This window comes from Dietzia sp. IBK-p2-15D (assembly GCF_057773105.1).
The window spans coordinates 1-470 of record NZ_JBYMTK010000072.1; the positions used below are offsets into that span (position 1 = coordinate 1).

The following is a 470-nucleotide window of genomic DNA, read 5'->3' on the forward strand; positions in this document are numbered from 1 at the left end:
CTTAACCATCTGTATGATGAAGGGAAAGTAACGGAACGTTTTATGCTGGAGTTCTTGCACAGCCACACCAATGTGGTCTTCCAGCCGCCCTATAACAGCCCGTGGTACAGCGGCATCAACCCGTATGCCCTCGGGTTTGCCATGTTCCAGGATATTAAACGGATTTGTCAGTCGCCAACGGAAGAAGACAAATACTGGTTCCCGGATATCGCCGGTTCCGACTGGCTGGAAACGCTGCATTTCGCGATGCGTGATTTCAAAGATGAGAGTTTTATCAGCCAGTTCCTGTCACCGAAAGTGATGCGTGATTTCCGCTTCTTCACCGTGCTGGATGATGATCGGCATAATTATCTGGAGATTTCCGCTATTCATAATGAAGAAGGTTATCGGGAAATCCGTAACCGGTTATCGTCGCAATATAACTTAAGTAATCTGGAGCCGAATATTCAGATCTGGAACGTGGATTTGCG

The 470-nt window shown here is 47.4% G+C and carries 1 protein-coding gene; it reads left to right on the forward strand.

The features are described 5' to 3' along the window. Positions 1–42: 42 nt before the first annotated feature. The coding region (locus AC3DEV_RS16920; protein WP_488372856.1) for a SpoVR family protein at positions 43–470 on the forward strand (428 nt) is incomplete at its 3' end.